General features: G+C 45.2%; 28 protein-coding genes. 7 read left to right on the top strand and 21 right to left on the bottom strand.

Translation table 11 applies throughout. From position 1 onward, the window contains the following. Positions 1 to 29 precede the first annotated feature (29 nt). Complete coding sequence (locus tag AB4307_RS05285; protein WP_372131349.1) at positions 30 to 1238, bottom strand: MFS transporter; 1209 nt, start codon at positions 1236 to 1238, stop codon at positions 30 to 32. An 83-nt stretch (positions 1239 to 1321) separates the two neighbouring features. After that, a complete protein-coding gene (locus AB4307_RS05290; protein ID WP_372131351.1) occupies positions 1322 to 2005 on the bottom strand; it encodes an SDR family oxidoreductase in 684 nt (227 codons plus the stop codon). 173 nt (positions 2006 to 2178) lie between these two features. Between AB4307_RS05290 and AB4307_RS05295 the strand changes: the two genes are divergently transcribed. From AB4307_RS05295 to AB4307_RS05310, 4 genes are all read left to right on the top strand, one after another. After that, positions 2179 to 3108 carry a LysR family transcriptional regulator gene (locus tag AB4307_RS05295; protein WP_102320399.1) on the top strand — a complete coding sequence of 310 codons (930 nt, stop codon included), beginning with the start codon at positions 2179 to 2181 and terminating at the stop codon, positions 3106 to 3108. 113 nt (positions 3109 to 3221) lie between these two features. After that, positions 3222 to 3614, top strand: a complete 393-nt coding sequence (locus tag AB4307_RS05300) for a GFA family protein (RefSeq protein ID WP_017061270.1) — start codon at positions 3222 to 3224, stop codon at positions 3612 to 3614. A gap of 28 nt (positions 3615 to 3642) precedes the next feature. Continuing rightward, complete coding sequence (locus AB4307_RS05305) at positions 3643 to 4110, top strand: OsmC family protein (protein WP_017065091.1); 468 nt, start codon at positions 3643 to 3645, stop codon at positions 4108 to 4110. 148 nt (positions 4111 to 4258) lie between these two features. Next, positions 4259 to 4603, top strand: coding sequence for a ribosome recycling factor family protein (locus tag AB4307_RS05310; RefSeq protein ID WP_017061272.1), 345 nt, complete (start codon positions 4259 to 4261; stop codon positions 4601 to 4603). 144 nt (positions 4604 to 4747) lie between these two features. Here AB4307_RS05310 and AB4307_RS05315 read toward each other — a convergent pair whose 3' ends face one another. The 16 genes from AB4307_RS05315 to AB4307_RS05390 form a co-directional block, all read right to left on the bottom strand. Beyond that, positions 4748 to 4987, bottom strand: a complete 240-nt coding sequence (locus tag AB4307_RS05315) for an RNA recognition motif domain-containing protein (RefSeq protein ID WP_017061273.1) — start codon at positions 4985 to 4987, stop codon at positions 4748 to 4750. Positions 4988 to 5118: 131 nt separating this feature from the next. Then, positions 5119 to 5787, bottom strand: a complete 669-nt coding sequence (locus tag AB4307_RS05320; protein WP_017065090.1) for an SDR family NAD(P)-dependent oxidoreductase — start codon at positions 5785 to 5787, stop codon at positions 5119 to 5121. Between the two features lie 303 nt (positions 5788 to 6090). Then, positions 6091 to 6354: a hypothetical protein gene (locus AB4307_RS05325; protein WP_017061275.1), complete on the bottom strand. Its 264-nt coding sequence runs from the start codon at positions 6352 to 6354 to the stop codon at positions 6091 to 6093. Positions 6355 to 6600: 246 nt separating this feature from the next. Continuing rightward, positions 6601 to 7143, bottom strand: coding sequence for a DUF3833 domain-containing protein (locus AB4307_RS05330; RefSeq protein WP_229647556.1), 543 nt, complete (start codon positions 7141 to 7143; stop codon positions 6601 to 6603). Next, positions 7140 to 7715: a chalcone isomerase family protein gene (locus AB4307_RS05335; protein ID WP_017061277.1), complete on the bottom strand. Its 576-nt coding sequence runs from the start codon at positions 7713 to 7715 to the stop codon at positions 7140 to 7142. Before AB4307_RS05335 ends, AB4307_RS05330 begins: the two co-directional genes overlap by 4 nt. A 3-nt stretch (positions 7716 to 7718) precedes the next feature. Continuing rightward, positions 7719 to 8240: a DUF2878 domain-containing protein gene (locus AB4307_RS05340; RefSeq protein WP_017061278.1), complete on the bottom strand. Its 522-nt coding sequence runs from the start codon at positions 8238 to 8240 to the stop codon at positions 7719 to 7721. Continuing rightward, the gene (locus AB4307_RS05345) at positions 8218 to 9498 is read right to left on the bottom strand and encodes a class I SAM-dependent methyltransferase (RefSeq protein ID WP_372131354.1); all 1281 of its coding nucleotides are present in this window, start codon (positions 9496 to 9498) and stop codon (positions 8218 to 8220) included. Before AB4307_RS05345 ends, AB4307_RS05340 begins: the two co-directional genes overlap by 23 nt. 105 nt (positions 9499 to 9603) lie before the next feature. Further along, complete coding sequence (locus AB4307_RS05350; protein WP_017061280.1) at positions 9604 to 10410, bottom strand: DUF1365 domain-containing protein; 807 nt, start codon at positions 10408 to 10410, stop codon at positions 9604 to 9606. Then, entirely contained in the window at positions 10407 to 11678 is a 1272-nt protein-coding gene (locus AB4307_RS05355) for an NAD(P)/FAD-dependent oxidoreductase (protein WP_102428126.1), read from the bottom strand. Before AB4307_RS05355 ends, AB4307_RS05350 begins: the two co-directional genes overlap by 4 nt. 2 nt (positions 11679 to 11680) lie before the next feature. Continuing rightward, a complete protein-coding gene (locus AB4307_RS05360) occupies positions 11681 to 12412 on the bottom strand; it encodes an SDR family NAD(P)-dependent oxidoreductase (RefSeq protein ID WP_017061282.1) in 732 nt (243 codons plus the stop codon). Next, complete coding sequence (locus AB4307_RS05365) at positions 12412 to 12843, bottom strand: nuclear transport factor 2 family protein (RefSeq protein ID WP_017061283.1); 432 nt, start codon at positions 12841 to 12843, stop codon at positions 12412 to 12414. The genes AB4307_RS05360 and AB4307_RS05365 overlap by 1 nt, the downstream gene beginning before the upstream one ends. Positions 12844 to 12857: 14 nt before the next feature. Beyond that, entirely contained in the window at positions 12858 to 14273 is a 1416-nt protein-coding gene (gene phrB / locus AB4307_RS05370; protein ID WP_372131356.1) for a deoxyribodipyrimidine photo-lyase, read from the bottom strand. Then, positions 14270 to 15217, bottom strand: coding sequence for a YbgA family protein (locus AB4307_RS05375; protein WP_017070215.1), 948 nt, complete (start codon positions 15215 to 15217; stop codon positions 14270 to 14272). The genes phrB and AB4307_RS05375 overlap by 4 nt, the downstream gene beginning before the upstream one ends. 174 nt (positions 15218 to 15391) lie before the next feature. Beyond that, the gene (locus AB4307_RS05380; RefSeq protein ID WP_017060966.1) at positions 15392 to 16072 is read right to left on the bottom strand and encodes a ChrR family anti-sigma-E factor; all 681 of its coding nucleotides are present in this window, start codon (positions 16070 to 16072) and stop codon (positions 15392 to 15394) included. Continuing rightward, positions 16065 to 16712, bottom strand: a complete 648-nt coding sequence (locus tag AB4307_RS05385; RefSeq protein ID WP_017060967.1) for a sigma-70 family RNA polymerase sigma factor — start codon at positions 16710 to 16712, stop codon at positions 16065 to 16067. The genes AB4307_RS05380 and AB4307_RS05385 overlap by 8 nt, the downstream gene beginning before the upstream one ends. A 110-nt stretch (positions 16713 to 16822) precedes the next feature. After that, complete coding sequence (locus AB4307_RS05390; protein WP_017065084.1) at positions 16823 to 17443, bottom strand: LON peptidase substrate-binding domain-containing protein; 621 nt, start codon at positions 17441 to 17443, stop codon at positions 16823 to 16825. Between the two features lie 252 nt (positions 17444 to 17695). Here AB4307_RS05390 and AB4307_RS05395 point away from each other — a divergent pair, with 252 nt between their 5' ends. Further along, positions 17696 to 18082 carry a tautomerase family protein gene (locus AB4307_RS05395; protein ID WP_017060969.1) on the top strand — a complete coding sequence of 129 codons (387 nt, stop codon included), beginning with the start codon at positions 17696 to 17698 and terminating at the stop codon, positions 18080 to 18082. Between the two features lie 151 nt (positions 18083 to 18233). Here AB4307_RS05395 and AB4307_RS05400 read toward each other — a convergent pair whose 3' ends face one another. Further along, on the bottom strand, positions 18234 to 19031 hold the full coding sequence (locus tag AB4307_RS05400) for a DUF4344 domain-containing metallopeptidase (RefSeq protein WP_017060970.1): 798 nt from the start codon (positions 19029 to 19031) through the stop codon (positions 18234 to 18236). Between the two features lie 326 nt (positions 19032 to 19357). Between AB4307_RS05400 and AB4307_RS05405 the strand changes: the two genes are divergently transcribed. Beyond that, the gene (locus AB4307_RS05405) at positions 19358 to 19714 is read left to right on the top strand and encodes a YibL family ribosome-associated protein (protein WP_017060971.1); all 357 of its coding nucleotides are present in this window, start codon (positions 19358 to 19360) and stop codon (positions 19712 to 19714) included. A 316-nt stretch (positions 19715 to 20030) separates the two neighbouring features. Beyond that, positions 20031 to 21257, top strand: coding sequence for a sodium/glutamate symporter (gene gltS / locus AB4307_RS05410; RefSeq protein ID WP_017060972.1), 1227 nt, complete (start codon positions 20031 to 20033; stop codon positions 21255 to 21257). A gap of 147 nt (positions 21258 to 21404) precedes the next feature. On the opposite strand, the gene AB4307_RS05415 is transcribed toward gltS, so the two are convergent. Further along, on the bottom strand, positions 21405 to 22061 hold the full coding sequence (locus AB4307_RS05415; RefSeq protein WP_104216093.1) for an NAD(P)H-dependent oxidoreductase: 657 nt from the start codon (positions 22059 to 22061) through the stop codon (positions 21405 to 21407). 291 nt (positions 22062 to 22352) lie between these two features. After that, positions 22353 to 23219: a hypothetical protein gene (locus AB4307_RS05420; RefSeq protein WP_017061512.1), complete on the bottom strand. Its 867-nt coding sequence runs from the start codon at positions 23217 to 23219 to the stop codon at positions 22353 to 22355. Between the last annotated feature and the right edge of the window lie 386 nt (positions 23220 to 23605).

Raw genomic sequence — 23605 nt, forward strand, 5'->3', positions numbered from 1 at the left:
TGCTGTGATCTTTCGTTTTTTATTGGGGCTTATTTGCTTTCTGCTGGGCTGAAAATAGAGTTGCTTTGTGGCCTCCCCGCTCGGTTGGCTTTCGCAATAAGCAGCAAACCAATAACAGGGACAACAACGGCTGCGAATGGAATCATGCCTGCGCCTAGTTGGCTGTCGAGTACCATGCCGCCAAGGAATCCACCAAAGGCATTGGCTAAATTAAACGCTGAGATATTCGCGGTTGCTGCTAGCTCTTGGCCTTCGCCACCGTTGTTCATCACTCGAAGTTGCATTGCTGGAACGTTCGCAAATGATGCAATACCAAAGACAAATACCGCTGCAACGAATAGGATTTTGTTGTCTACCACAAGGCCAACTACAACCAATGACACGATCATTGCAACGGCCCAAAACATTGAAGCTTTGCCTAGGTTTTTATCTGAAGAGCGTCCGCCCAAGGTGTTACCGATGATTAAGCCGACACCCACAATCACTAAGATCCAAGTAACAGACTCTTGACCGTAGCCGGTGATGTGCATAGCGATTGGCGCAAGGTAGCCGTATAGCGTCATGAAGCCAGACCAAGCAAAAGCAGTGATTGCCAAGCTGATCAGCAGCATTGGGTTTTTGAACGCTAACAGCTGAGTTTTGATGTCTTTTGCTTCACTGTGACCAGTCGATTTGATTGACGTTAGAATAGAAATCATCGCAATCGTGCCAAGTGCAGCCACGGTAAAGAAAGTGGTGTGCCAGCCGAATTGCAAGCTAACCCAAGTACCCGCTGGAACGCCAAGAACGTTAGCGAGTGTTAGGCCTGCGAACATCTGACCAACGGCACGACCTGCCATTTTTTCCGACACTAAGTTGGTTGCGACAACCGCACCGATGCCATAGAAAGGGCCTTGCACTAAGCCTGCGATCACACGGCTTGCCAGTAGTAATGGGTAGCTTGGCGCTAAGGCCGACAACACGTTACCGATGATGAACAGTGCCATTAAGCCAATCAGCACTATCTTCTTATTAAAGCGCGCAAGGTAGATGGTTAAGATCGGGCCGCCGATAACGATAGCCAACGCGTAAGCACTGATAAGGTAGCCAGCTTGGCCTTCTGTGATTGAAAGTGATGTAGCGATTTGTGGAAGAATGCCTGCGATAACAAACTCAGCCGTGCCAATTGCAAATGCTGCGAGTGTCAGTATCCAAACTTGGAATGGCATCTTTTCTTGTGTCATGGCTTTTGATTTCATAATGAGTTACCTATGTAAATTCTTGTTTGTTAGGACGTTGAGATAAACACCCTAACGATTGTTCTTTATGTCTTTGCGGGGTGTTAGCCGAGTAGAGCGCCGCCGTCGATGTCGATGATTGACCCTGTTACGTATGGGTTGTTAATCGCGAATAGGTAACCCATAGCCACCTCTGAAGGCTCGCCAACCTTACCTGCGGGTAGGTTGTTTTTGGCGTTGTCGTACATGCTTGCACGAGCAGAGTCGTCCATGTTTTTGTAGGCTTCCGTCATGGTCAGGCCGGGGCTAACGGCATTGACGCGAATGGGTGATAGCTCTTTCGCCAGTATTTTGGTTACGCTTTCTAGCGCGGCGTTGATGGCGGTTTTTACGTAAGTGCCAGCCACTACTTTGCGAGACAACATGCCTGTCGTGAGCGTGATAGAGCCGTTTGGCGTCATGTAGCGTGAGGCATGTTTTGCTACGTTTAAGCTGCCCCAAAACTTAGTGTCAAAAGCTGTCTTAGCGTCTGCGGTTGCTACGTCTGTTACTTTTCCTGCGGGAGCGGATGAGCCAGCCGTTACGATTAAGTGATCAAACACGCCAATCGATTCGAAGTATTCACAAATTGACTTTTCATTGCTGATATTAAGGCCTGTATGTCGGCTAGCGACGTGCACTGTGTTGTTTTCGTTTCTCAATTTCATCGCGAGTGCTTTACCGATGCCTGATGTGCCACCAATGATGACGAAAGTGCGCTGCTCTTGATTAGTCGATTCGTTAGTCATGCTCTGAATTCCTGCGTTGTTCTGTTGATGTTTGTCATTATATGTATTCGACTAAATTTGATAATTGTCTAAAATATAAATTCATTATTCGGATAATCTGAATAGTGTGGCTAAGTGTTGAGATCGAGCATTAAGATCGAGAAGTAAGACGAAGAGACGGAAGCGAGAATCGTATGGATAAGTTTTCAGATATGGCGATGTTCGTCAGTATTGTTAAGCATCACGGGTTAGCGGCGGCTGGGCGCGAACTGGGTTTATCACCTGCGACCATGACAGCAAGGCTTCAAGCGCTGGAAGAGCGATATGGTGTGAAGTTGTTGAATCGAAGTACGCGCCATGTGTCTTTAACCGACTCTGGCGAGCTGTATCACAAGGCGTGTCTGGAGATATTGGATAATGTCAGTGAGGCCGAAAACCTGATCCAAAATGGCGTCAAAGAGGTCAAAGGTCCACTCAAAATCGCCGCGCCGAAAGACATCGGAAAGCAGTACATTCTTCCGATTCTCTCTGAGTTCTGTCAGCAATATCCCGACGTGATCCCTTACCTCTACTTGAACGATAACCTCTCGAACATTGCTGAATCTGGCATGGATATCGTGGTCCGTTATGGTGAATTGGTCGACAGCAGTTTGATATCCAGACGCTTGTCACCAAGCCGACGTGTGCTGTGTGCTTCTCCTGAATATCTTGCCAAGCATGGAACACCGTTAACACCACAAGATTTGGTAGATCACGATTGTTTAGCCATGCTGCGCAGCAATGAAGAGCTCAAGACATGGCACTTCCAAGATCATGATATGAAGAAGTCGATTACTGTTGTTCCAAAGCGATTTTCAGACGATGGCGAAGTGATTCGCTACTGGGCATTAAAAGGCGAGGGCATTGCTCTTAAATCGGTACTGGATGTGCAAGGCGACATCAATAACCAGCGCCTTGTGACGCTGCTTAATGGCTACATGAAGAACTTCAACACCGCGATGTCGGTGTCGAGTGCCGATTTGAATGTGGTGTACATCAGCAAGAAATATCAGCCCAAGCGTATCCGGTTGTTTCTTGATTTCTTGTTTGAGCGGTTTGGCGATTTGGTTGAAAAGTCTAGTTAGATTAGCCGAGAAGCAGCGCATGACAGATCTCTCGAACTCAACACCCGGGTACGGACAGAGAACATTGAACTGGTTATGATACGACCAACATAAGGATGTGATTGGAGAGAAAAATGAAAGTCGTCGGAGATACGGTTATCCAACCTTTTCACAAGGCAACCTGCCATTGCGGTGCGGTTGAACTAGAGTTCAGCTTACCTAACGGGATAGAAAAACCACGCCGCTGTGATTGCTCTATCTGTCGTCGCAGGGGAGCGATTGTGGGCTCTGTTGCACTGGACGGCATCAAGATCCTCAAAGGTGCCGAGCATCTCAAGCTTTATCAATTCAATACCAACACCGCAAAGCATTATTTCTGCTCAAACTGCGGCATCTATACCCATCATCAACGCCGTTCTAGCCCAAATGAATACGGTTTTAACATCGGCTGTTTGGAAGGGGTAAACCCTTTTGATATTGGTGATGTGGTGACCAACGATGGTGTCAATCATCCAGCTGATCGTTAATTTATTGAGCATAAAAAAGGAAGGAATTATGTCTGAATACGGAGCGATCATTCGCTGGAAAAAAGCAGAAGATGAAGTCTTTAGCGACAATCAATACAGTCGAGGTCATACGTGGGAGTTCGATGGTGGTGTCACTGTGCCTGCTTCGTCCTCTCCACATGTTGTGCCACTGCCGTTTTCGGTGGAAGCGAATGTTGATCCAGAAGAAGCGTTTATCGCGGCACTTTCTAGCTGCCATATGCTGACGTTTTTGGGCATTGCCGCAAAGCAGAAGTACGTGATCGACTCCTATGTCGATGATGCGATTGGTGTGCTGGAAGAAGATGAATCTGGCCGCTCATCGGTCACTAAGGTGACTCTGCGCCCTAAAATTGTGTTTTTAGGTACCAAAAAGCCCACCGCCAAGCAGCTCGACAAACTGCACCACTTGGCGCACAAAAACTGCTTTATCGCGAACTCGGTAAAAACGGACATTGTGGTAGAAACTAAAGCGTAAACCACACACGTTAACATCCAAAAACCGCGAGGTTGCTTAGTGCATCACTGGCGGTTTTTTTGTGTCTGTGTAATCCTACGTACGGTTTTAATTGAGTGACAGTTAGAAAGCTCTTGAATGGTAGGAATAGATTGATTAGCAGAGAGTTATGTTTAGCGTCCCATTGAATAGTTTTGTACATCGTGTGAGTGATAAAAGCCAAGTGATGGTGAATGCTGCGGAATGTGGATGTCAGTTGAAACGAGTTCGTCGTTCGCGTAATTGGCTGTTGGTCGCTCAAGAGTATCAACTCGTTGAATTTAAAACGATGTTAACCCATGAAAAAGACGGTTGGATAGCAATTGCAATCGACAAAGTGCTGCCTAAACCCGTGGTGTGTTTGGCATCTCTGTTGGCCGCTACACCTTCAATGACTGTGGCTCAGCTGGTGATGGAATCTGGATGTTCAATGGCCGAAGCAAGACGTGCTATTGATGAACATGAAGGTCTGTAGGCGTATTCAAATCGTGTGAAAAGAGAATTGCGAGCAGCAAAAAGCCCGTAACGATATTGCGCTGGAAAACGTCATATCGTTACGGGCTTTATCATCTGTGCTGCTGTTAAGCTAAGCCATGCGGCTTATGAAGCATTGAATCGATTAAGAGTTCGCTACTTTTACACGAATCGTGTTTTTGCCAAGCTTTGACAAGTTCAGCTTGTTTAGTGCCGCTTTAGCTTCTTCTTGCTCTGGCATTTCAACAAAAGCGAAGCCTTTTGAGTCGCCAGTTTCTTGGTCTAAAACTAGGCTGCACTCTTTTACTGAGCCAAACTCAGAAAATAGCACACGGATGTCTTGCTCAGAGGTAGAGCGCGATAGGTTACGAACTAGAAGTTTCATAATAAACCTTGAATATGAATTTACGCCGAGCATTGTCGCACACTTTCATGCTCACCCTCACAAATAATTACTCTAATCATTTCTTTGGTAATGTGTCGCTCTATTTACCGATTAAGCGAGCTGTTTACCTGCTAGCCGCGGTTTATCGTGATATCTGACACGAATCCATGCTCTGTGCTGGTCAACGCCTGTTGTAGCATCTGAGCGGCTTCTTGCGCGGTCATAAAGCTCGAGGTATCCATGCCTTTACCGCTTGTATTCCAAAACTCGGTCGCCATTCCTCCAGGGTAAACCGCCACGATTTTCATCGGGTGACCTTTTAGCTCTAACCTTACCGATTCGATAAAGCCTTTCACGGCCCATTTTGCCGCGCAGTAGGTGGACTCTTCCGCTTTAGCACCTTGTGCCGCCGTCGACATCACCACAGCGATGGTGACCGATTGATCTTTGTAGCGCTGTACAAGCTCGCGAATCAAAAAGATCGAAGACTCAATATTGTTCTTCAGCATGTCGCTGATGATGGTTGGATCTTGCTGTTCTATCTTACCGAAGTACCCACTGCCAGCGCTGTGGATCACCAGCTTCGGCATTTCAGGTAACGCATCCAATAACTCGCTCACTGAGTGCGGGTCACAGAGATCACACGCTTGGCTAATGGTATTCGCAGGTAGGCCTTGCGCCACTTCTGCTAAACGTTGTGCATTGCGACCTGTAATGGCTACGCGCTGAGCGTCGGCGTTAGCATATTGTTTCGCGAGAGCTGCGCCTAAACCGCTGCTTGATCCGGTAATTAAAATCATACTGTCTTCAATTTGTAGAGTTGATTCGAGATAGTAAGGGGCTAGGCTAAGATTTTCTGAGATCTATGGCTAAAGTTGATCGATAGCCTGGTTGATAGGTTGATAGGTTGATAGGTTGATAGGTTGATAGGTTGATAGGTTGATAGCTTGGGTGATCGGTCGAGCGGTAAGGCTGAGCTAAGAAAGTGGGGGAAAGCCGTTAAGAATCGACGGGTTTAGCAAGAAATAACAGCGTTAAAAAACAACGAACTAACAAGTAAAAGCGCCGGCATAGAGCCAGCGCTTTTGAGTAATCATAAGTGATTATTCGTCGTCGAACTGTTTGATCGTGAACGCGTCTTCGATTCGGTTAAGCTCTTCTTGTTCTTTCACTCGCTTCTCTTCTTGCAGAGTCGCTCTCGTTTCGTTGAAACGTTTTTTCTCTGACTTAGTCAGGAATTTTACAGCTTTTTTGTTGGTCAGTGCGTAAGCAACTACGTCTTCACCTTTTTCTCTGCGGTCGTTTACGCGTTGTGAGAAACGTTCATTGTCGCGAGCTTTACGCTCCGCTGAGGTCAACTTGCTCATGCTTTAAAGCCTTTTCAATTATTCATGGTAGGGAATCTACGCTTAGCGAAACAAATGGGGACTGCTTAGTGTCAGTCTAGTCCATTTGTATGCTGGTGGCGCATCTTAGCACAATGGCTTGAGCATGCAGGTATGCTATTCGAGGGATCAAACAAAACAGCCCACAATTTTCGTTGTGGGCTGTTTTGTTACTTACTGTAGATGTAGTCATCGTTTTAAAACTAAGAATCAGAAACGGCAGTTACATCAAATCTTCTCGATGAATAAGATGACCTCTCCGACTTTAAAGCCAAACTTAGACATCTCAGTCTTGTTGAACAAGCGTTTATCGTCCATTAAGAACATCCAATCATCGAGCACCACTTCATAGGTGCTGCCGTCTACTTCAATCTCTAAGTCATATTTCCAATACAGCGCAGAACCTTGGGTTTCACCATAAGCGGTTCCAACGACATCGTTGGCAGTCCCAGAATAGGTGTTTTCGCCCGTTTTGATCAGATTCCAAACGCGAGTTGAGCGCTCGCCATCAGCAAAAGAGAACCACTCTTTTATTTCTCCGTTGTCACCGTCCCAAGTCGCGATCAGTTTGGCATCAAAGCGGCGCAGTAAGTTACCAGAGCGGTCTAGCACCATGCCGTAGGCCATTAGCTCGCCATTAAAAAAGGTTTCAAGCTTGAGCTCTGGCGTTGTGTCGACATGGTCTTCTAAACTTGCAGAGCCACAGCCCACTAGCCAAGTGAGTGAAAAAAATGCCAGAGCAAATTTTATTATTGTTGTTTTTGGATTCATTTGTTCAAACCTAAAAGTTGTTTACGAAGACCGGGTTCAGAGGTGTTTTCAGACAACCAAATCGCTAGAAAGGCTTCACCAAATTGCTTGTCTTGGATGGTGCCGATCGGTTGTTCATCGAAATAAAAACGACTTACGTTATCTTCAGCGACACGAATCGTGAGTGTGCTTCCTTCTTCCACGTTCGGCCACATCGCGTACAAGGGTTTCAACCAACGTTGAATGTTGCTGTCAGAGTAGCCAAGCTTGTTCCACTGATCTTCGGTAGCGTCTACGAGGTCTTTGCTATCGATAGAGCGGTAATACTCAAGCTTCAAAGCTCGTTCGGAGTTGGTTGGAGTCGCGTAGAATTCTGCCGAGTAGAGAGTCCAAAACAGGTAACTCATTTCACCCTCACCACGTTTGTTCAGATCATCGACAGCAGAGGCTCTAGCGTGTCCGGCAAATAACAGCGCAGCAAAGATTAACGGGAGAGTAATAAAGCTTAGAAGTGTGTTTTTTGCTTGCTGATGAGCGCGAACAATACCTCGCTCAGGTTTGAACGTTTGTGTCGGGTTGCGTGGATAAGCCATAAGTCACCTCGTTATTGCCATTTTAGGTTGTATTAAGTTGGAGTAGGCGGCCACCAGTAAGGGCAACAAAATCCCCCAACTTATTGCAAGGGCAGCAACTACCGATGCATCTGGCCAAGTAGTAAGAAGAGCACCTGCTTTGATGCCTCCCCAATAACTACTAGTACCTGCTACGAACCCTATGACAAACAAGATCACTTTCGAGCATTTTAAAAGCCAATTTAGGCTGTGGTTAAAACTGATTAAGAACATGATCCACAGGCAGACAAGCCACACCGGGAACCACGATTGATTCGCAATTTCAGAGTCGACGGCAAACACGCCGAAGTGGAGTAAGAGGCTATCAAGCAATAGCCCCAATGGTAATAAAATGAGTATCTTCAAATCGCTACTGCGAGTCGGTGATAGAAGGAAGTGAACCACTACAATCAGTGGTGTGACGAACGGGGCTTGCGCGGTAAAGAAAGCACTGCAAACCCAGGTCGCTTGAAACAGTACGAGATTAATAATCCAAAACCGCTTCATCTTTTTCTCCAAAGTAACGAGGTTTTCTTGCGACTACATGGTGAGTGCTGATCACGCGCTCTTTGAATGCGCCTTCACAGTAGCAGAAGTAGAAGGTCCATAAGCGTTTAAACTCTTCTGAATAGCCGAGAGACTCTAGCTCTTCCCAACTATTTTCAAAGGCGATGTTCCAATCATTCAGCGTTCGAGCGTAGTGCAGGCCAATGTCATCAATTTCTTGAACCACAAGGTCGGTGCTGGTCGCAAGGTGTTGGGTCATCACTGAAACAGAAGGTAGGCAACCGCCGGGGAAGATGTACTTCTGAATAAAGTCGACACCTATACGGTATTTGTCGTAACGGCTGTCAGCAATAGTAATTGCTTGAATCAGCATCTTGCCTGAGGGCTTAAGTAGCGAGGAACATTTTTCAAAGAAGGTTTGTAGATACTCATGTCCGACCGCCTCTATCATCTCGATCGAAACCAACTTGTCATACTCACCAGTGAGATTGCGATAATCCTCTTTGAGCAGGGTGATTTTGTCGGTTAAACCAAGCGCTTTTACTCTCTGTTCAGCAAGTGCATGTTGGGCATCTGAGATCGTGGTAGTGGTGACGTGGCAACCGTAGTGTTGCGCCATGAAGATGGCTAAGCCGCCCCACCCTGTGCCTATCTCGACCACGCTATCTTTCTCAGACAGTTCTAGTCGCTCACAGATGGTTTTCATTTTGTTTTGTTGAGCCTTCGACAAGGTTTCTGCGTCTTCGCTGTAGATTGCGGAAGAGTACTGCATCGAGCTATCTAAGAAGCGCTCATACAGTTCGTTGCCAATGTCGTAGTGGGCGAGAATATTTCGCTTAGAGCCTTGCTCGGTGTTGGCATTCTTACGGCGCAGCAATAGGTTTTTGATGCGAGAAATCCATTGTGTCTTGTCATCAAGCTCATCCAATTGGGCTTGGTTACGAGCCATGATTTGAATCACACGCGTGAGGTTTGGGCTGGTCCATTTACCATCGATATAGGCTTCAGATGCGCCGATACTGCCGTTGATGACCACATCTCTAAAAAAGGTCGCATCATGAATCACGATTCGACCTTTCAATTCAGCTTCTCGATCACCAAATACTGAATGCTGGTCGCGCTCAATGATTTCAAGCGTTGCGAATTGCAGGCTTTCTAACACCTTGAAGATTAAAGCTCGATATTTACAGTTGCTTGAAACAGCAACGGCTTTAGCTTGTTGTTCAATATTGTTGTTTTGTTTGGCAAGCTGTTCCATGTAAACCTCGCTGATAACTCATTCTAATATTTTGTGCCAACTAAGCTGAGTTCTGCTCCTTGATTGGAGCGAACCCAAGCTTCAATTGAGTTCTTTCATGTGCGCTTAAGACGTTGAGTCTGGATGCGCCACAAACGGTACTTTTTTCAGGAATAATTTGAGAGCCTGATAATAAATTCCCATCACGACTTTTATCGTCATCGCCGGAATCTTGAATACCGTTCGTCTAATGTTTGTCTTGGTTACTGACTGCTTCGTCAGGGCTAGTGTCGCATCGAAAAGCTTGTCGTCTCGGCGGCTTTCGATGTGAACTAACGTGCGTTTCGCTGGTGGCTTAATCTTCCAAAAATAAGTCATGTTCAAATCCATGAACGGCGAAACGTGAAACTCTTTTTTTACCTTCAATTCTTGGTGCATGTCGATGAGATAGTAGTGTCTTTCTCGCCAAGGCGTGTTACTCACCTCAGCCAACATGTACTTACAATCTCCAGTCTCGTCATAACAGAAGAAACAGTTGATTGGGCTGAAGTAGATGCCTAAACAGCGGCACTGAGCCAGCATCGTCACACGGTTTGAATCAGACCAAACCCCACCAAGTTGTTGCACTTTGGAAGCTATACGTTGCTTAAGTGATTTTGGTTCATCCGTGGTGACATTTTCTTTTTTTTCAGCGAGATAATCCGATTCGACAAAGCGAATCGGGTTGTACCAACGAGTTCCGAACAGCGCACTGCGCGCTGTGGTTTGGGGCAGCTCATCAAGATCTAACCCCATCATATACAGCTGATAGCTGAACTCATGAGTGATGTCGCCAAAGCGGCGATGTCTGACGTTACCCCAATAGATACCGCTGAGCTCTTCACTCTTTTCGGATGCGATCCCCATCTCGGGTGTCAGGGTTTGACTGTTCATAGCGCGGAACTCGTACTCAAATCTAAACCGAAGCGTTTGGTCACATCGAGTGCACTGTGGACACCGTCTTCATGGAAGCCGTTATACCAATAAGCGCCAGCAAAGTGCGTCTGGTTTTTGCCACAGATTTGCTCACGCTTGTGCTGAGCTTCGACCGTGTTCGAATTAAGTACCGGGTGATGATAAACAAAGCTGCGAATAATTTTTTCTGGGTCGATGGCTTCGCTTTGATTCAAGGTGACACAGAAGGTGTCTTGGCTTTCGATGCCTTGCAGAATGTTCATGTTGTACGTGACACAGGCAGGTCGTTTACTGTCGCCATCCAACATGTAGTTCCAGCTTGCCCAAGCCAGTTTTCTGTCTGGTAACAAGCGAGTATCGGTGTGCAGAACCACTTCATTGCGGCTGTATGGGATCTCGCCCAGTACCTGTTGCTCTTGTTCTGTTGCATCACCAAGCAAGCGTAAGGCTTGGTCTGAGTGGCAAGCAAAGATTACTTCGTCGAAACCTTGTGCGCTGCCATCTTCAAATTCAATCGTGACGCCTGTTTCTTGGCGAGTCACTTGTTTAATCGATGTATTCAGTGCAACAGTCTTACTTAGGCGTGAAAGGATGATTTCAACATAAGAACGCGATCCCTTTGGTATCACATACCACTGAGGACGGTTCGCGATATCGAGCAATCCATGGTTGTAGAAAAACTGAATGAAGAACTTGAGCTCAAACTCTTCCATTTCTTCCAAGCTTGTCGACCAAATCGCCGCGCCCATCGGTAAGATGTAGTGCTGGCTGAAAAAGTCGGAAAATTGATTATCTCGTAGGAAACTGCCAAGGGTAACGTCTGGTGTGAATTCATTGCTTTCAAACTGAGCCTTACACAGCTTGTTGAACTTGAGAATGTCAGACACTAAAGACCAGAACTGAGGTTTGAAGATGTTGCTCCTCTGCGCGAACAACGAATTAATGCTGTGGCCGTTGTACTCGAACTTAGTGGTGGTGTTGTGGACGCTGAAGCTCATCTCAGTCGGTTGCCTTTCGACATCGAGTTGTTCTAGAAGCTGATTGAAATTCGGGTAGGTTCGATCGTTGAATACGATGAAACCTGTATCTATCGAAAACGCCGAGCCTTGATGTTCAATATCAACGGTCGCGGTGTGCCCCCCAACGTAATCATTCTTTTCGAATACTGTTACGTCGTGGTGCTTATCTAATATATGCGCGCAAGTGAGTCCAGAGATACCTGAACCAATAATGGCGATTTTCTTCATTGTTATACCATCCTTGAAGCGAGTTTTTGCCAAACTGGAGTTGGAAGCATTCTTAGTAGCTTCATCAACATGATGAATCGTCTTGGGAAATCAATTTCACTCTTTCCTTGAGCGATACCATTTACGATTCGCTGAGTTGCGGCCTCACTACTAATAATCATAGGCATAGAGAACGTATTTCGCTCGGTTAATGGCGTTTCAACAAAGCCAGGGTGCACAATTGAGACATGAATGTTGTGCGTTGCCAGATCAACCGAAAGTGTTCTGCCTAAGTAGGTGAGAGCTGCCTTTGAAGCGCCATAAGCCTCGGCTCTTGGCAAAGGTAAAAAGCTGGCGCTGGAGCTGACTAAAACCAAACGGCCGCCGGGCTTGATGTTTTTTAACCAAGCTTTAAGGGCGTAGCCAATTGAAATTAGGTTTATGTTGATGACGCGCTCAAAAAGCTCGGCATCAAAATTCACTGGGTCGTCGATGTACTCACAATCACCCGCATTTAAAATCAGCAGATCGAGCGGCTTGTCTTGGTCGAGTTCTGGGAAGTTGTGGTAATCAGTCAAGTCGAAACAGAGCGGTGAAATTGATGAATGCGCGACGTCTGTCTCGTGCGAGTCAACTAAGGCTTGCAGCTTGTCTGAGTTGCGGCCACAAGCAATCACCTGATGCCCTTGCTGAGCGTAATCTTTAGCTAGGGATTGGCCGATACCAGAGGTCGCGCCTGTAATCATAATACGCATTATCGGCTCGCCCTCTTTTTGATGGATTTGATCGCGCAGCCCAGTACTGGAATGTGTTCGTACAACATAGAGCCGACGTCGAGGTAGTCTCTGTGGTAGACCACTTGACCGTCGAGCATCTTAAGGTGGCTGTGCCCTTGTACTTCGATTGGCTTTTGCCCATTTAATTGCTTGTGAGCAAACTGCATCGTCCAGTAAACGGAAGCTTCGTCGTTCGCTTCGAAAGTGTGTTCGATATGAAAGTAACAGCTGGTTACTTGGGTGTAGAGGTTCTCGAAGTAGTGCGTAAGCGCCGAAATACCGCTGACATGATGCAGCGGATCTTGGAATTCAATATCAGGGTGATAAACCGTCTTAAGCACGTCGAAATTGTCGGTTCCGAGTTCTCGATACATGTTGAGAAAGTTATCAAGCCATAGAGAGTTATCCATAATATTCACTCTAATTATTTGAAGAAGGCTAAGGCTCTCAATCGTGCTTCTTTATGCTCAACGATGGGTTGCCAGTATTCGCTGTCTATTCCGTTTTTAGCGATAAAGTCATGTGGGAAATGTACATGCTTATCTGGGATATTTTGCAGCTCTGGTATGTACTTACGAATAAAAATTCCTTTTGGATCAAACTTTTCACTCTGAGTGATTGGATTGAAAATTCGGAAGTAAGGTTGAGCATCACAGCCAGTACTTGAAGCCCACTGCCAGCCACCATTGTTGGCACTAAAGTCTCCGTCGATAAGGTGCGACATAAAGAAACGCTCGCCCCAACGCCAGTCAATAAGCAGGTGCTTGGTTAGGAAGCTTGCCACCACCATTCTTAGTCTGTTGTGCATCCAGCCCGTTTCAACCAGTTGACGCATTGCGGCATCAACCAATGGATATCCTGTTTTTCCTTCGCACCAAGCTTTGAAGCTAGGATGATCGTGATACCAATCTAAACCATTGTATTTTTGCTGAAAGTTAGCACCTTTGACCAGTTTAGGGTGGTGGAACATCAAATGCTTATAAAAATCTCGCCAAATCAATTCATTGAGCCAACAAAAGGCCGGTAATTGCGTATCAAATAACAGATCGGGTTGCTGCTGAATCAATTGAATCGCTAACCAACGTGGGCTCACGGCGCCAATCGCTAAATAAGGTGATAGCCCCGATGTTCCTTTAACTGAGGGAATATCTCTCAGACGTGCGTAGTCGTTGACTTTATTGCCTAAGAAATTGGGGATCACATTGCCCAATACATCTTGGCTTAATGGCCAGCGACTCGAATCAACACGCGGAAAATCGAAATCATAGTCAGCAGAGATGGTTAAGGCTTGTAAGTCGTCAGGAAGCTGTGTTTGTGAACGTTCAGCTGACTCGACAGGAGCTGGACTGCAGATGATGCCTTTCACCTGAACTTCTTTTAACCAAGCGTTCTTAAAGGGCGTAAAGACTTTGAACATCTCGCCTTGTTTGTTGAGAACGCTACCGAGTGGCAGCATAACGTCACAATCGCTGATCTTCAGGTTTAGGCCGCTTGAAATCAGCTTTTTATCGCGAGCTTGTTCATCGACCTCTGGTTCAGAGTTAGCGTAGACGCACTTGGCATCAAGCTGCTGGCACAAATCGATGAGCTGTTTGGATTGGTCGTCAAAGTCGCTAGCTTTCAGGTGAAGCAACGTTATCCCGAATTCAGCGAGCTGGGAATCGAGTTGTTTTAGATGACGATAGATGAAATCAGCTTTGATCGGCGCAAGGTGGTGTTGCCGCCACGTTTGAGGAGTTGAAATGAAAACGGCGATTGTTACGCCGTTTTCAACTGCCGAGACGAGCGCTGGGTTATCGAGAATCCGCAGGTCTCGTCGTATCCATAGTATGTCGCTCAATATCCGTATCTCAGTTTAAGTTCTTGAGGGTGCGGGTTTAGGTAAACCTGTGATTCTAGGTATTCGTTCGGGTATTCCATCAGGTAGTGATTGATCAGTGTCAGCGGCACTAACAGTGGGATAACACCTTCTCGAAAAGCTGCAATTTGGTTGGTCAACTCTTGTTTGTGGGCGCTACTCAGTTGTTTCTTAAAGTAACCCTGCAAATGATGCAGCGTATTGGCGTGACTGCCTCGATTCGCGTGATGTGACAATGCTGTCATCAAGCCCTCGATGTATTGAGCCGCCAATTCGTCGATTTCTAAGTCATTACCCGCTAGCAGTTTGCCTAAGCTTTTGTAACCCTCAACGTGGTGACACATGACGAGGTACTTGTGGGCGCTGTGGAACTGAATCAGTTTGTGTTTGGTCACACCTTCATCCACAAGATCGAGCCATTTTTGGTATGTGAATACTCGAGTCATGAAGTTTTCACGCAAAATGGGATCGTTAAGGCGACCGTTTTCTTCAACGGGGAGTAACGGGTTACCGTCCATAATTTGTTGGGTGAACATGCCTACGCCAGTCGATTCAGAGCCGCGACCATGGTGGTGGTACACCTTCACGCGCTCCATACCGCAGGTTGGGCTTTTTTGACACACAATAAAGCCAGCAATGTGTTGGTTTTTCTTTGAGTAGTTTTGACCGAACTCGATCAGTTCGTTGGTCACATCACCTGAGCCATCAGGGCGAGAAACATGGATGATGTCATCTAGCATTCTTGTCTGACGAATGGTTGGACGAGGGGTTGGAAGACCAACAGCCATCTCTGGGCAAACAGGTTCCAATTCCACGTAGTCTGCTAGGTCGTCTGTACAAAAACGAGAGCGTTTATGACCTGTGTCGAAACGTACTTTATGTCCAGCAACACATGCACTGATACCGATTTTGATTTTCTTTTCCATTGGCCAACTCCTTTGCTCTTGCTCTGAGCTTTTTCTTATAGTTCAACATTGCTAATCGTATTTACAGAGCTGGGTGTGTTTTTACTTTGACACCGTAGTTGTTTTTATTCAGATGTATTGACGATATACAGGATAGCTTTATGCCATCCTGTATATTTATAGCCTGCAACTGGGTTAATAGATATATTTTCCAAGTGGATTGAATAGTTGGCTCACACCTTTTGTGAAGTAAAGCGCATCACTTGAAACGGTTAAACAGACACAACCTTCTTTTGTTGCCGGTTGATGAGTGTGATTGCCATCCAACCAGATGAAGTCACCTTTGTTGTAAACGCCCATTTCGTCTTCGAAACTGCCCTCTAGAAGAAGCGTGATCTCGAAGCCTTTGTGGGTGTGGCAAGGCACTTGTCCATCTTTGTCGATGTGCAACAAGCTGGTGTGGTGTGCTTCGTCAGCAAAATCGAGTCTTGCTCGTGAAATTTTGCCTAGGTTCATCCAGTCCTTTCTCGCTACTGAGTTTAGAGCGCGAGGGATTGTGAATGTCGTGTCAGCAACAGTTACTTTCTGAACCTCTGGAGTCACTTCAACAGACTGAGAAGTATCAGCTGTGATTTGCTCTATCGCGTCAAAATCAAAGTCCATGTCGTCCATTGAGAAGCTGTCTAGATCTTCATTTGAGAATACTGGCTCTGCGTCAAAAGCATTATTCGCTGCTACAGCTGTAAGCTGCTTGACTTGTTGTTGGCAGTGTTCACACAGCTCTACATGGCTAGAAACAATCAAAGAAACTGAATCAGCCAACGTGCCATCGACGAAGTCTTTCAAGATTGCCGCGTTTGGGTGATGTTTAATCATGGTCTTGTTCCCCCATGTGAACTTTTAATTTGGCTAAAGCGAGTCTCAGACGTGATTTCACTGTTCCAAGTGGGACGCCAAGTTGCTGAGCGAGTTGCTCTTGAGAGAGCTCTTGAAAGTAAACGCCTTTGACGATGGTTTTCTGAGCGAGAGGCAACTTTTCTATTTGAGTCATTACGTGTCGGCTCATCAAATGGTCACCGAATGGCAAATCTTCGCTTTGAGACTCGGCTACCATCGCATCGATTGGCCAGATATCGTCGGCTATCGTTTGTTCGGCTTTCGCTTTCACTTTGCGCAACATGTCGAATGCTGCATTACGCATTACCGTGTAGACCCAAGTGGTCGCAGCGCCTTTATCTACATTGTAGAGATGTGCTTTCTTCCAAACATTAGTCATCGTGTCTTGAACTAGCTCGTTTGCAGCAGCTTCGCCACCCAACTTACTGATACCAAAACGCTTGATCTTAGGAGCGAAGAACTTGAACAAACAGGTGAACGCCTGCTTGTCTCGGTCTGTACCAACCAACACCAGCCAGCTCGAGAGCTCTGTCGGTACTTTGTTGTCTGTAGGTACTTTGTTATCGGGAATAATGACATGCTCCTTGCCGTTCCCTGAACTTCTGCTTTCCACTTGCATAGTAACTAACCATCATGCGAATTTGATGGGCACTACGTGAAAGGAGAAAGTCGGGATCACTTTAATTTAAATTAATTTCTACTATACAAAATTATAGTGAAGAAAAGTGCTTATTGCCCCGTAATGATTTGATTCAAAAAAGGAACTAGAGACGGAAAACTGGCTGGCTCAGTAAATTCTGTTTTCTTTTCCAGTGGGATAGGCATCATTTCGAGCAATCGCGCACAGATCCATTGTGGGCTCTCAAAATCAGGAGTGGGATAGAGTGTTCTTATCGAATCGTGGTCGCGAAACAACTGAACCAAAAAAGCGGTAAACACGTTAGGCACTTTATATTCATCGGTAGGCCAGTGAGGCAACAAGCTGAACTTACTTTTAATCAGGTCATCATCGTCTCGAAACGACCCATGCAATTGCACCAACTTTTCGCCTTCGACATCAATTTCTAATATCTGGTCGTCCGACATATTGAAGTCGACGATGGTCACCTTTGTTCCCCAAGAGCTGAGATGATCAGAGTTAGATTTGTCTTGAGTGGCGATAATGAAACCATCGCCCTGCGCTGCGTGAGCGACCATCGCGAGATACTTTGGCTCAAAAATGCGCAGTCTTTGTCTGCCTCCCGGTAAAAGGAAGATGGGGAGGGGAAACACAGCGAGCTCCAGAGAAGACTCTACGGGTGTTTCTGGTTCGGCGTCTGTCCGCGTGGTCTTCCTAGGTGAATTCGGCACATAGTACTCCTTAGTTCAAATGTGATTTGAGAAGATATACGCGGGGAGGGTGGTGTTCGATCAATTCGCTTCGGCTTATGTTCGTAAAGGGATAGGTATTTTGTTGCACCTGTTCATAAATTCACTGTTTTTACCTTTTTTCATACGCGTCATTATGTAATATATGTACAAATAGTAAGCGAATGGGTAGTCGCCAGACGATGCTTATATCTGACGTTCTTCTATACCTAACATCGCATCAAAGGAATGGTCATGATTGTTATTTATGGTATCAAAGAGTGCTTAAATCCAATTAAGTTGCAGCTCTCTAATGTGTTGCAGCAGTGCTTGAATAGTGAAATGGGTTTACCCGATGACAAGCGAGCACATCGATTTGTGCCATTGGAACGGGATGACTTCTTTTACCCAGAAGGAAGAACAGAAGCCTATACCGTCATTGAGATCAACATGATGGAAGGTCGAGCGGTAAACACCAAAAAGCGTCTAATCAAGAAGATCTTTTCTGAGATTGAAAAGCAGCTCTCTATCTCTCCGATTGATATTGAAATCACCATTAAAGAGCAGCCTTCACATTGTTGGGGTTTTCGAGGGATGACGGGCGATGAAGCACAAGATCTGAAGTACAAAGTGAACGTCTAGGGTTTAAGCTCTTAACTCTTAACTCTTAACTCTTAACACGTAAGACTTAAGCCAATCTATCGAGTGACGGCTTTGGAATTTGATGCCAAAGCCGTTTTCCTAGTTCTCGACACTAACCTTTAAGCATCTAAGCATCTAAGCATCTAAGCATCTAAGCATCGTCACTCTTTTTTAAATACTGATGCCAATTTTCATTGATCACGTCAAAGTGCTCAACGCAGAACTCTTTTCTGTCTTTCAAATAGTCGTTTTCCACTTCATCGAGCAAGTTCTTATAGGCATCGGGATCGCTGCCATACACCAAGCATAACGTGGAGAAGTAACGCTGCAGGTCGAAACTGTGCTCGTCGATGTATTCCCCCAAGTCGTAATACTCTGGGCGGTCTTCTGACTCGAAAGCGAACATGTCTGCAGCGCTGATAGCAGCGTCGGCCCCATGCTCTACGTAGTTAAGCAGTAGCACGGTTGCTAGGTTATCAACCGCATCTTCTTCTTTACCCAATATGGCAATGTTCTGATCTTCGATATACGCATGCCCAGTCTCGTGTAGCAGGGTGTGCAGCAAGGTATCAATAGCGCCGGTTTGCGCAGATTTCCCATACTCTTTTTCGTATTGGTTCTTCTCAAAGTAATTGAGTGACTCAGCGTAAAAACTGTAAGGGATCAGTACTTGATGGGTTTGTGGATCGTAGAGTGGTCCTTCTTCCCCGCCATATTGAATGGTTAATGGCTTCTCAAACATGAAGAGTTGGTTTGATAGGTCGACCACGGTGTCATTAACGCCACTGCTTTGAATCTCTCGTTTGAGCTGCTCTTCTTCGGTATTTTGCGGTGTAGAGTACTCGACGATTAGGTTACTTTGGGTGGCTTGTTCACTAGATGCATAAGTTGTGGCAAACATTGCACTCAGGGCTAGGCTGCAGGTCAATGTTCGTTTCAATAATGTCATCGGCTATCCTTGTGATTACGTTGCGATTCAGAGTCGTGCTGGGGGTAACAACTCCAAGCTGTGTACCCTGATTTAGTTATTGCGTTAGAGTATAAGTTTAGACGGAATTTTGATGCATCGAGGACTGCAATTTTTGAAGTAGGCGCTATCCTATCAATGAATAATCCGCTTAGAGATTCGCCACAAAGAATAAGTAAGCTGAATGAGCGGTGTCGATGTGATTCGTTTCTATTGGTAATTAACAGATAAATTTCGGTTCAACACAACCCTTGTGCTATACTCCGCGCCCCAATCCGAATTGGCTTGTTTAATCTTAGGAAATTATTATGAGTGTTAAAAACGAACTTCAACAAATTAACAACCGTCTAGACAAGTGTCGCCACAAGTTAGATGCTGCTAAAACTCGTAATGATCGTCCTGTTGTTCGTCAGTTCGAGGAAGAGATTAAGAAGCTAACTAAGAAAATTGCCCAGCTTAAACACAAAGAAAGCTATGATGTGAACCAAGAGCGTAAGTCTCTGGTTGATATGCCATTTAGCCGTGAGATCACTAAGGCTGAGCAAGCGGATATGGGTAAACTTAAAAAGTCTGTTAAAGGACTCGTAATTGTTCACCCAATGACGAAGATCGGTAAAGAACTTCGCATTGAGGTTATGACTGGTTACGCACCGAAAAAATTCTAATTACCAGCGATGGTGATTAAAGAGGAGCTAGAAATAGCTCCTTTTTGCTTTTTTAGGTTTTAAGAAAGCAGAGTCAGCGGCATAGGTACTCACGCCGTTTTCAACTTTTAGGAGGTGATTGTTGTCACAAATCCTTTTATCTCCTATAAAAGTTAACGTGCTACTAACATGGTACTAAGCGATCGCAGTAATGTGTTCGCTTTTCGAATCCACACTTTCTCTCCAGTTTGTATAAATATAGGTAGAGCAGCACAAATAATTACAGATAAAACTAGACTCATTAGGGAAGATGAGAACGTAAAAAAATAGAGGTTATATGAATCAATTAATTTCAATTGGACCACTAGAATCCTTCCTAATCGCGATTAGTGTTTTGTTTCTAGGTCATTTCGTCAATGCAAAGCTTCCGATTCTCAAAAAGTACAACATTCCAGAGCCCATTGTCGGCGGCTTGATTGTCGCTTTTGCTATTACAGCCCTGCACTTTAACGGCCTTGATCTTGAGTTTTCCTTGCCCCTGCAGAACACGTTTATGTTGATGTTCTTTGCAACGGTCGGTCTTGCGGCGAACTACACGCAGCTGATAAAAGGTGGTGCTAAGGTATTCCTATTCTTAGGGGTAGCGTCGGTTTACATCATTATCCAAAACGGTGTAGGCGTAACCTTAGCTACGGCACTAGGCCTTGAACCCTTGATGGGTTTGATTGCTGGCTCTATCACCCTTTCGGGCGGTCACGGCACAGGCGCGGCTTGGTCTCAAACTTTTGCAGACACGTTTGGCATTGCAAATACGCTAGAAATCGCGATGGCTTCAGCGACCTTTGGTTTGATCATCGGTGGTATTATCGGTAGCCCAGTGGCGCAAAAGCTGATTGATAAAAACCAGCTTGAATCTGAGTACGGCACTGGCACGCAAACACATGAACGCTTCCCTGAACTTGTTACTTACAACGAGTATGAAGAAGACAAAGTGACGGCGAAGAAGGTGATTGAAGTGTTGTTCATCCTTCTTATCTGTATCACGGGTGCGAAGTACCTAGAGCAGTGGGTGGCGACTTTTGAAATTTCTTGGTTGATGATTCCTGACTTCGTTTACGCGTTGTTTATCGGTGTGTTCATCACTAACGTGTTTGAAGTGACTAAGCTGCATAAGACTGACAGCGAAACGGTCGATATTCTTGGTACGGTGTCATTGTCACTGTTCCTAGCAATGGCGCTAATGAGCCTTAAGCTTTGGAACATATTTGACCTTGCGATTCCGTTCTTGGTTATCCTGGCGGTTCAGGCGGTTGTGTTAGGTATCTTCTCTTACTTTGTGACGTTCAAAGTAATGGGTTCTAATTACGACGCAGCGGTTATGGCGGGTGGTCACTGTGGTTTCGGCCTAGGTGCAACACCAACAGCGGTAATGAACATGGGCTCTTTGGTGAACCGTTTTGGTCCTTCACCACAGGCGTTCATGGTGGTGCCAATTGTTGGTGCCTTCTTTATCGATATCGTTAACCTGATTATCCTTCAAGGTTACATCTCGTTTATCGGTTAATGTTCGCCTTTGTTTAAACGCGATGAGCTCATCGCACTAAGATGAACACAAGAAAGCCAGTCTGTTGACTGGCTTTTTTTGTTCTTGTTTATCGAGGTTTTCTTGCCTGATACCCCTGCGGTTAGGGCTCTGTCACATCAACACGCCCTAAAGTGTTGTAATGACTTCATCAAGAGCTAGGCGCGCTTTTGGTTTGCCGTAGTTGTAGTCTTCGCCGTCTTTGTGGTAGCCGATAGCTAGAGCTACATCAACAACGTGACCTTCTAGTTCGTCAGCAAACTCTTCGCTGATCATAGCTGCATCTACACCTTCCATAGGTGTTGAAGCGATACCTAGACGAGCTAGTGTGTGCAGTGTGTTACCTAGTGCGATGTAAACTTGAGACTTAGTCCAGTTACCGTTGAAACCTGTTTCGTCTGTGTTCATTTCTGCGAATGCGTAAGCACCTAAGAATTGCTCGTACATTTCAGCTGGTAAGTGACCAGAGCTTACTTCTGTATCAGCACGCTTCGCGAATTTCTCTTTAGTGTACTTAGGATCGTGAGCAAACAGGATCGTGTGTGACGCTTCTTTCGCATGTGGTTGGTTAAACTGGAACATGTTTTCGAAAGTATTGTGGAAGCGTTGTTTTGCTGCGTCACTCTCAATGATGATGAATTTCCAAGGCTGAGAGTTGATAGAAGAAGCTGACAAGCGAAGTGCTTCTTTGATTACTTCCATGTCTTCCGCAGAGATGCGTTTTTCTGCATCGTATTTTTTAGCTGTGTAACGAGTGTTTAGATCAGTAATGATTGGATGAGTCATGTTGAATCCTAATATCTATCAATAATAAATGTTGTAGGGTTTTATGTTCAGTTACGTCAACAATAAACGGATAACCAATTTAAACGAATCTCAATAGATTGAACGTCTAAATAGTTATCGAACATGCCCCAATAAATCGAGTATCTGCGGTAGCTCAAGTCGATGGGTGTAAGATAATAGAAGAATGACTCGGGAAAAATAGCGAACATATCAAATCACTATGGTTAATAATGTCCATAATGATTCAATAAGTGTGATCTTAATGGAGGTGGAATCTCTAGATTCAGTAGCTTAGTACGCTTTGATACCATATTGGCGCAATAATGGCGGAAGTACGCTGTCTAGGTTGGGGATATCTTCTGGCGTGATTTCGATTAAACCAAAACCATGCTCTTCATAGATTTTTCTCGTAGCTTCACGTTTATTTTCGGCGATTGGCGCAGAATCAGTTCCCCAGAACTGGATGTATACTTTGCCACTTGGTAGATAAAAATCGCTGATCACTTCTTTTGATATCGGAAGCGGACGCTCGTACGCATGGACCACTCCTGCCATATAAAGCCAGTTATCAATGATCAGCTCTCCCTTTGATCGAACATAATGCCCGTCTAAGCTTCGGTGCTTCGCCTCAAATTTCTGACGAAAACTGGAGAATGACACATCGGTCGAGTGGCTTTCAGCATCATGCCCTAGGAATTCAACAACAGACTGCTTTAAACGTTTATTGCGAACCAATGAGTCGTGCCATACCACGAATAAGTTTTGAGTCGCTTTGTCTTCTCTTTGTTCACCTCCGGCTTTTAAGCCTGTAGAGGTGACATGCCAACCGTCTTCTTCTTTTGTTATCCAACCAAGCTCGTTGAGCAGTAAGTTGATTTTCTTTGCGCTGAGTTGAAAGGCACTGCCAAGCTGGGTGGCGGTGAGTGTTTTTCCTGAGAATGAGTCCAAATCGATAAGCAGTTTCTCTGGCCAGACAATAAAGACACCAAACTTCTTGTGTTCGACATATTCCCCACCAAAGCTTTCTCCCCGTTCTGTGAGAATCCAACGCTCTTGTGAGCGCACGATATAACCTGCTGTTTTTAGATCGCTAAATAAAGTTTTAGCTTCTATGCCTTTTTGTTTAGCGAGTGCGGATGTGGAAATTTTGTCTGACATAGTCTTTTCTCAAATAGCAGAGTGATCCGCTGATGGGTTTTGGTGAGATACATGATGTGATAGCACAGGCGAGTACCATATCACATCTACTAATGCCAACTGCTGCTCACTGGTCTATGTTTTTAGTAGAAAGTCATGTCTGATTTTGATTTTGTGGGAAATGTGGTTCTTTCTGTAATTAAATTACATGATTAGCGATTCTGCTCATCTGGGTGCATATTTTCTATACGTGACACGATGTTCTTTTATACGGTTTATATAGATCTTAGATGCTATATTTTATTAAGTGTGATTTTGATCACTATTTATTTTTAAGTATTACAAGATAAAGTGTGATCTAGATCTTGCGTTAATGATATTTATTCTCATTAATTTGGCTTTGTAAT

It is taken from the genome of Vibrio sp. 10N.261.52.C2 (assembly GCF_041471425.1).
GTDB classification, from domain to species: Bacteria; Pseudomonadota; Gammaproteobacteria; order Enterobacterales; family Vibrionaceae; genus Vibrio; species Vibrio crassostreae_C.

What these genes read in the sequence shown, in the direction of transcription:
- AB4307_RS05335 (WP_017061277.1), bottom strand. Translation starts at nt 7,715, where the DNA reads ATGGCTTATCCACGCAACCCGACACAAACGTTCAAACCTGAGCGAGGT.
- AB4307_RS05380 (WP_017060966.1), bottom strand. Translation starts at nt 16,072, where the DNA reads ATGATTAAACATCACCCAAACGCGGCAATCTTGAAAGACTTCGTCGAT.
- gltS (WP_017060972.1), top strand. Translation starts at nt 20,031, where the DNA reads ATGAATCAATTAATTTCAATTGGACCACTAGAATCCTTCCTAATCGCG.
- AB4307_RS05295 (WP_102320399.1), top strand. Translation starts at nt 2,179, where the DNA reads ATGGATAAGTTTTCAGATATGGCGATGTTCGTCAGTATTGTTAAGCAT.
- AB4307_RS05290 (WP_372131351.1), bottom strand. Translation starts at nt 2,005, where the DNA reads ATGACTAACGAATCGACTAATCAAGAGCAGCGCACTTTCGTCATCATT.
- AB4307_RS05340 (WP_017061278.1), bottom strand. Translation starts at nt 8,240, where the DNA reads ATGAAGCGGTTTTGGATTATTAATCTCGTACTGTTTCAAGCGACCTGG.
- AB4307_RS05400 (WP_017060970.1), bottom strand. Translation starts at nt 19,031, where the DNA reads ATGACATTATTGAAACGAACATTGACCTGCAGCCTAGCCCTGAGTGCA.
- AB4307_RS05375 (WP_017070215.1), bottom strand. Translation starts at nt 15,217, where the DNA reads ATGGAAAAGAAAATCAAAATCGGTATCAGTGCATGTGTTGCTGGACAT.
- AB4307_RS05415 (WP_104216093.1), bottom strand. Translation starts at nt 22,061, where the DNA reads ATGACTCATCCAATCATTACTGATCTAAACACTCGTTACACAGCTAAA.
- AB4307_RS05405 (WP_017060971.1), top strand. Translation starts at nt 19,358, where the DNA reads ATGAGTGTTAAAAACGAACTTCAACAAATTAACAACCGTCTAGACAAG.
- AB4307_RS05365 (WP_017061283.1), bottom strand. Translation starts at nt 12,843, where the DNA reads ATGGATAACTCTCTATGGCTTGATAACTTTCTCAACATGTATCGAGAA.
- AB4307_RS05350 (WP_017061280.1), bottom strand. Translation starts at nt 10,410, where the DNA reads ATGAACAGTCAAACCCTGACACCCGAGATGGGGATCGCATCCGAAAAG.
- AB4307_RS05285 (WP_372131349.1), bottom strand. Translation starts at nt 1,238, where the DNA reads ATGAAATCAAAAGCCATGACACAAGAAAAGATGCCATTCCAAGTTTGG.
- AB4307_RS05305 (WP_017065091.1), top strand. Translation starts at nt 3,643, where the DNA reads ATGTCTGAATACGGAGCGATCATTCGCTGGAAAAAAGCAGAAGATGAA.
- AB4307_RS05300 (WP_017061270.1), top strand. Translation starts at nt 3,222, where the DNA reads ATGAAAGTCGTCGGAGATACGGTTATCCAACCTTTTCACAAGGCAACC.
- AB4307_RS05355 (WP_102428126.1), bottom strand. Translation starts at nt 11,678, where the DNA reads ATGAAGAAAATCGCCATTATTGGTTCAGGTATCTCTGGACTCACTTGC.
- AB4307_RS05310 (WP_017061272.1), top strand. Translation starts at nt 4,259, where the DNA reads ATGTTTAGCGTCCCATTGAATAGTTTTGTACATCGTGTGAGTGATAAA.
- AB4307_RS05420 (WP_017061512.1), bottom strand. Translation starts at nt 23,219, where the DNA reads ATGTCAGACAAAATTTCCACATCCGCACTCGCTAAACAAAAAGGCATA.
- AB4307_RS05360 (WP_017061282.1), bottom strand. Translation starts at nt 12,412, where the DNA reads ATGCGTATTATGATTACAGGCGCGACCTCTGGTATCGGCCAATCCCTA.
- AB4307_RS05345 (WP_372131354.1), bottom strand. Translation starts at nt 9,498, where the DNA reads ATGGAACAGCTTGCCAAACAAAACAACAATATTGAACAACAAGCTAAA.
- AB4307_RS05325 (WP_017061275.1), bottom strand. Translation starts at nt 6,354, where the DNA reads ATGAGCAAGTTGACCTCAGCGGAGCGTAAAGCTCGCGACAATGAACGT.
- AB4307_RS05315 (WP_017061273.1), bottom strand. Translation starts at nt 4,987, where the DNA reads ATGAAACTTCTAGTTCGTAACCTATCGCGCTCTACCTCTGAGCAAGAC.
- AB4307_RS05385 (WP_017060967.1), bottom strand. Translation starts at nt 16,712, where the DNA reads ATGCAAGTGGAAAGCAGAAGTTCAGGGAACGGCAAGGAGCATGTCATT.
- AB4307_RS05330 (WP_229647556.1), bottom strand. Translation starts at nt 7,143, where the DNA reads ATGAATCCAAAAACAACAATAATAAAATTTGCTCTGGCATTTTTTTCA.
- AB4307_RS05320 (WP_017065090.1), bottom strand. Translation starts at nt 5,787, where the DNA reads ATGATTTTAATTACCGGATCAAGCAGCGGTTTAGGCGCAGCTCTCGCG.
- AB4307_RS05395 (WP_017060969.1), top strand. Translation starts at nt 17,696, where the DNA reads ATGATTGTTATTTATGGTATCAAAGAGTGCTTAAATCCAATTAAGTTG.